Origin of the sequence: uncultured Campylobacter sp. (genome assembly GCF_937949835.1) — a bacterium.
Lineage (GTDB): Bacteria > Campylobacterota > Campylobacteria > Campylobacterales > Campylobacteraceae > Campylobacter_B.
On the sequence record NZ_CALEDC010000445.1, the window covers coordinates 1 to 4,922 of the forward strand.

A 4,922-nucleotide genomic window follows, 5' to 3' on the forward strand; every position below is an offset into this window, starting at 1 on the left:
TGGGGCCGCTTTTAGCGCGGTTTAGGCATTGCGAGGTAAGCCTTCCCGGAGGCTGCGCGATCGGCGCAAGGCCGATTGATCTGCACCTTAGCGCGCTTGAAAAGATGGGCGCGGAGGTTAAGATCGAGCAGGGTTACGTCGTTTGCACCGCAAAAAAGGGGCTTAAGGGCGCGACTATAAATTTTGACAAAATTACCGTCACCGGCACCGAAAACATCGTAATGGCGGCGGCTTTAGCAAGCGGTACCACGCATATCATAAACGCGGCAAAAGAGCCCGAAGTGATCGCCGTTTGCAACGCATTAAAAAGCGCAGGCATCGACATAGAGGGCATCGGCACGAACGAAATCCTCATCAAAGGAAGCGGCGGCGAGCTTTTATGCTTGGATGAAATTTCGATCATTCCCGATCGCATCGAGGCGGGCACCTATCTGTGCGCGGGCGCGATCACGGGCTCCCGCATCACGATCACGCACGCTTGCGCGGCTCATCTTGGCGCCGTGCTTGCAAAATTTGAAGATATGGGCTTTAAATTTGAAATTTCAAGCGGCGGCGACGAGATAACGATCTTGCCCGCTTCAAAGATCAAACCAGTTGAGATTATCACAAGCGAATATCCGGGCTTTCCTACCGATATGCAGGCGCAGTTTATGGCGCTTGCGTGCATCTCCTCGGGCGTCAGCACCATCGACGAGAGGCTTTTTGAAAACCGCTTTATGCACGTAAGCGAACTTTCAAGAATGGGCGCAGATATCCGCCTAAACGGCCACATCGCGACGATCAGCGGCGGCAAGCTAAACGGCGCAGACGTGATGGCGACCGATCTGCGCGCCAGCTCGGCACTCGTTTTAGCCGCCCTTGCGGCGCGCGGCGAGAGCAAAATACATAGAATTTACCACCTAGATCGTGGATATGAGAGGCTGGAAGCTAAGCTTGGTGCGCTCGGCGCAGACATACAGAGGCTGGAGGAATGAAGACTTCGGAATAAAAATCTTGCGCGAGCAAGCAAAGTGGAATTTTACGAGTGATACGTTTTGAAATTTTAAGTAACGCTCGCATTAAAATAAGGCAAGTTTGAGCCTGTGAAATTTCGCGCATTTATTTGGGTAAAATTTTGCTTTGCAAGCTCCGGCGAAACATAGAATTTAAGACTATGTGAGGTCTTAACTGCGCGAATTTAAAATGTAAAAAATGATAAAAAGGACTTAAAATGATAGGAATAAATGAGGCTATAGATTTGGCTACGGCGAGAATCACATCAAGCAGGCGGAGCGAAAAGGTACCTCTTCCCAGCGCCTTAGGTCGCATCCTTTCTAGCGATATTTCTGCGATTAAAAACCTGCCCTGCTTCGATAATTCGGCGCTTGACGGCTATGCCTATGCGGCGGAATTCAAAGACGAAAAGCTAAAGATCGTAGAGCCTACAATTTTTGCAGGAGACGAAAAATTCTACGAAATCAAGGCCGGGCAGGCGCAAAAGATAATGACCGGCGCGCCAATGCCTGCAGGCGCGGACTCTGTCGCGAGGCTAGAGGATGTAGACGCGCAAGGCGGAACTCTAAAAATCCCCGCTTCCGTTCATGCTCACGACGGCTTTCGTAAAAAAGGCGAGGAAGTGCGCGCAGGCGAGCTTTTATTGCGCCGTGGCGAAATTTTAAACCCTGCTAAAATCATGCTTCTTGCTGCGCAAGGAATTTACGAAGTGGACGTTTACGCGCGTCCTAAAATCGCTCTATTTTCCAGCGGAAACGAGCTAAAAGAGCCGTGGCAGAGCGCAAGCGAGCGCGAAATTTATAACGCCAACTCTAGCGGCATTGCTGCATTGCTGCAAAAATACGGCTTTGAAAATGAGTATTTAGGGATTTTAAAGGATGATTTTAGCGAGGTGTGCGAGGCGCTAGATACTGCTACGCGTAAATTTGACGTGCTAATTACCAGCGGTGGAGCAAGTGCTGGGGAGGCGGATTTTATGCAAAGCGCTATGAGTGAACTTGGATTTTTGCAGGTTTTCGATCACATTGATATCAAGCCCGGCCGCCCCAGCAAGTGCTTCGCAAAAGACGGCAAATTCGTCTTTGCAATGGCGGGCAATCCAATGGCTGCTTTCGTGCTTACGCGCGCGGTCATACTACCGATACTATTTAAGCTTAGCGGCGCAAGTGAGGCTTTTAGCGCAGAGGCGGCGATCTATGCCAAGCTCGCAAGCGATCTGAAGCTAAAAAGCGGCAGAGTAAATTTAACCGTAGGCGCATATGAAGGCGGAGTTTTTACGCCTATGCCGTCGCCTTCTGGGCGCATCAGACCGCTGGCTGCGGCATCGCATTTTTTCTTGGCTGATCCCGAATGCGACAAAGTTCGCGCTGGAGAAATCGTAAAAATTTATGAAATTTAAGCGAGAAATTATTGACAAATGAAAATTTATAGGCTACAATCGCGCTTTATTTTCACCGCATGCGGGAATAGCTCAGTGGTAGAGCGCAACCTTGCCATGGTTGATGTCGCGAGTTCGACTCTCGTTTCCCGCTCCATCTTAACTTCAAATTTTAAAATTCCTTCCGCCGCGTTTGTTTTTAAACTGCAAAATTTCGATATGAAAGCCTTGAAATGAAAATTTTAGTTTGCGTAAGCGGCGCGAGTTTTTGCGAGATCGGGCTTGATCTGCTTAAATTTCTTGCCAGCTCGCCGCATGAAATTCACGCCGTGCTTACGCAGGGCGCGCGCCGCGTCCTGCGCTCCGAAAGCGGCATAGATGCGGACGAGGCTTTAAAATCTACGGAATTTAAGAGCGTAAAATTTCATCTCGACGACGATCTTAGTGCGCCGCCCGCTTCGGGCTCATTCGGCATTGACGCCACAATCTTTGCGCCCTGCTCTATCGGCTCTTTGGCTAAAATTTACGGCGGGCTTTGCGACAGCTTAAGCACCCGCGCCGCTGCAGTCGCGTTAAAAGAGCACAAGCGGCTGGTTCTTGGCGTGCGCGAGATGCCCCTTTCTGCGATCAGCCTGCGACAAATGAGCGAGCTAGCCGCACTCGGCGTCATCATCGCTCCGCCCGTGATCGCGGGCTACTGCGGCGTGCAAAATTTAAAAAATTTCATAATCGGCAAGTGGTGCGACGCGCTGGGCGTGCAAAACGAGCTATTTAAAAGGTGGCAATAATGCAAAACTCAAGAAAATGTATCTATCCGGGCACTTTCGATCCTATCACGAACGGCCATCTGGACGTAATCAAGCGTGCGCTAGGGCTTTTTGATGAGGTTATCGTCGCAGTCGCGCTAAACGAGAGCAAAAAGCCCTACTTCAGCCTAAAATCCAGACTAGAGATGGCGCGAGCCGCGACACGCGAACTTCGCGGCGTGAGCGTGCAAAGCTTTGATAATCTGCTCGTGGATTTTGCTAAATCTTGCGGCGTGCGCTTCGTTATCCGCGGACTGCGCGCGGTTAGCGACTTTGAGTACGAGCTGCAGATAGGCTATGCAAACGCCTCGCTATGGGAGGAATTTGAGAGCGTGTATTTGATGCCGACGCTCAAAAACGCCTTCATCTCAAGCTCGATCGTCCGCTCCGTTTTGAGCCACGGCGGCGACGTTTCGCACCTTGTGCCAAGCGAAATTTTAAAATTTTTGAAAAAATGAGCTCGCAAGCAACTGAAATTTAGCCTGAATTTAGCTCGCAGGCGCGGCTAAATTTAAAATTTGCAAGCTACACGGGAGATAAAAATGGATCAGATAGAAAAATTGCGAGAGCTTTTTAAAAGCGCGAGAGATGAATACAAAGCCTTAAATAAAATAGCCGAAGCGCAGGTCGTAAGCAGGCGCTGGGCGTCTGGTAGCTATATCAATTTAGAGCCCTTTTATTTCGAATATAACCGCTTCTTTAAGGGCAAAATTTTAAAAGCTAAACCGAAAAAGATCGTAAACGCCTACGAATACGGCTTTGACGCGCAAGATCGCGTCGTTTTTGAAAGACAACATGACGGCAAAAAAAGTTTCTTTGAAAGCCTTTATTTTTGGGGGCGGGACGAAGTTTTAAAATATCATTTCGGTTGCTATAACAAAAGATGCTCAAAATGCTTCAATATAAAAAGATTTATCTATGAAAATGGCGAGCTAAAGTCCATCTACTCGGCCTTTGACAACAACGCCTATGGGATAGAAAATTTTACTTACGAAGGCGGCAGGCTCGCACAAAGACGGGAGTATGTAGAGCACCCTCGCGCAGGCAGAAGGAATGACGTAACAAACTATGAATTTGACGCAATGGGCGAGCTGAGCTTAATAACCGAAAATGGTTATGTGCGCTATCAAAAGCCCGATAAGGATATGAGCTACAAAAAGCTCTATGAGCTCGCCGCTCAAAGGCTGCTGCCAGCGGTTAAAGAGACGATCAAAAAGCACGCGCCCGCCTGTAAACTCTACTGCATAAATTTAGCTTGCGACAATAGGAGTTTGCCGCCGATCATCGGATTCGGCTCGCAAGAACAGCGCGCGCAGTGGCTTGCACGAAAGGACGGCTGGCTTCTTTGGCTTGTTCCTGATTACGAGTTTCGAGCCGAGGTCGAAGTAGACTACGAAACGGCGAAAATTTTCGATCTTTTCAATCAAGAAACGCAACTAAATGATAAATATGCGCAGGCTAAAAAGCTCATTTGGGAGTGCGTGAAGCAGCTCAAAGCAGGTCTTGGCGAATTTGCGCTCGATATGACGGATGATTTTACGATCACAGCTACCGATTGCGATCTTGGCGATCTGCAGAAAAATTTCATAGCAATAAATCCCGAGCTTGTAAGCACGTATAAGGGCAAAATTTAAAATTTCATTGTCACGGTTTTATCATCGCGCGCAGCACTCACCCACCCCAATGCGCCCCACTCTGCATAACGCCGCCCTGCTCCGCCCGAAGTGCCATTATTCTGTCCGCAC

General features: G+C 49.0%; 5 protein-coding genes and 1 tRNA gene. All 6 read left to right on the forward strand.

What is annotated here, in order from left to right; genetic code table 11:
• Positions 1–974: UDP-N-acetylglucosamine 1-carboxyvinyltransferase (murA, locus tag Q0256_RS09895; RefSeq protein ID WP_297962614.1), on the forward strand; the 974-nt coding region annotated here is incomplete at its 5' end.
• Between the two features lie 236 nt (positions 975–1,210).
• Positions 1,211–2,392 (forward strand): molybdopterin molybdotransferase MoeA, encoded by a 1,182-nt coding sequence (locus Q0256_RS09900; protein WP_297962616.1) that lies wholly within the window; start codon positions 1,211–1,213, stop codon positions 2,390–2,392.
• 61 nt (positions 2,393–2,453) lie between these two features.
• Positions 2,454–2,528: transfer RNA gene (locus Q0256_RS09905), tRNA-Gly, on the forward strand.
• A gap of 76 nt (positions 2,529–2,604) precedes the next feature.
• Positions 2,605–3,159 (forward strand): UbiX family flavin prenyltransferase, encoded by a 555-nt coding sequence (locus Q0256_RS09910; RefSeq protein WP_297962618.1) that lies wholly within the window; start codon positions 2,605–2,607, stop codon positions 3,157–3,159.
• Positions 3,159–3,635: a pantetheine-phosphate adenylyltransferase gene (gene coaD / locus Q0256_RS09915; RefSeq protein ID WP_297962620.1), complete on the forward strand. Its 477-nt coding sequence runs from the start codon at positions 3,159–3,161 to the stop codon at positions 3,633–3,635. Before Q0256_RS09910 ends, coaD begins: the two co-directional genes overlap by 1 nt.
• Before the next feature lie 84 nt (positions 3,636–3,719).
• Complete coding sequence (locus Q0256_RS09920) at positions 3,720–4,811, forward strand: hypothetical protein (RefSeq protein ID WP_297962622.1); 1,092 nt, start codon at positions 3,720–3,722, stop codon at positions 4,809–4,811.
• Positions 4,812–4,922: the final 111 nt, after the last annotated feature.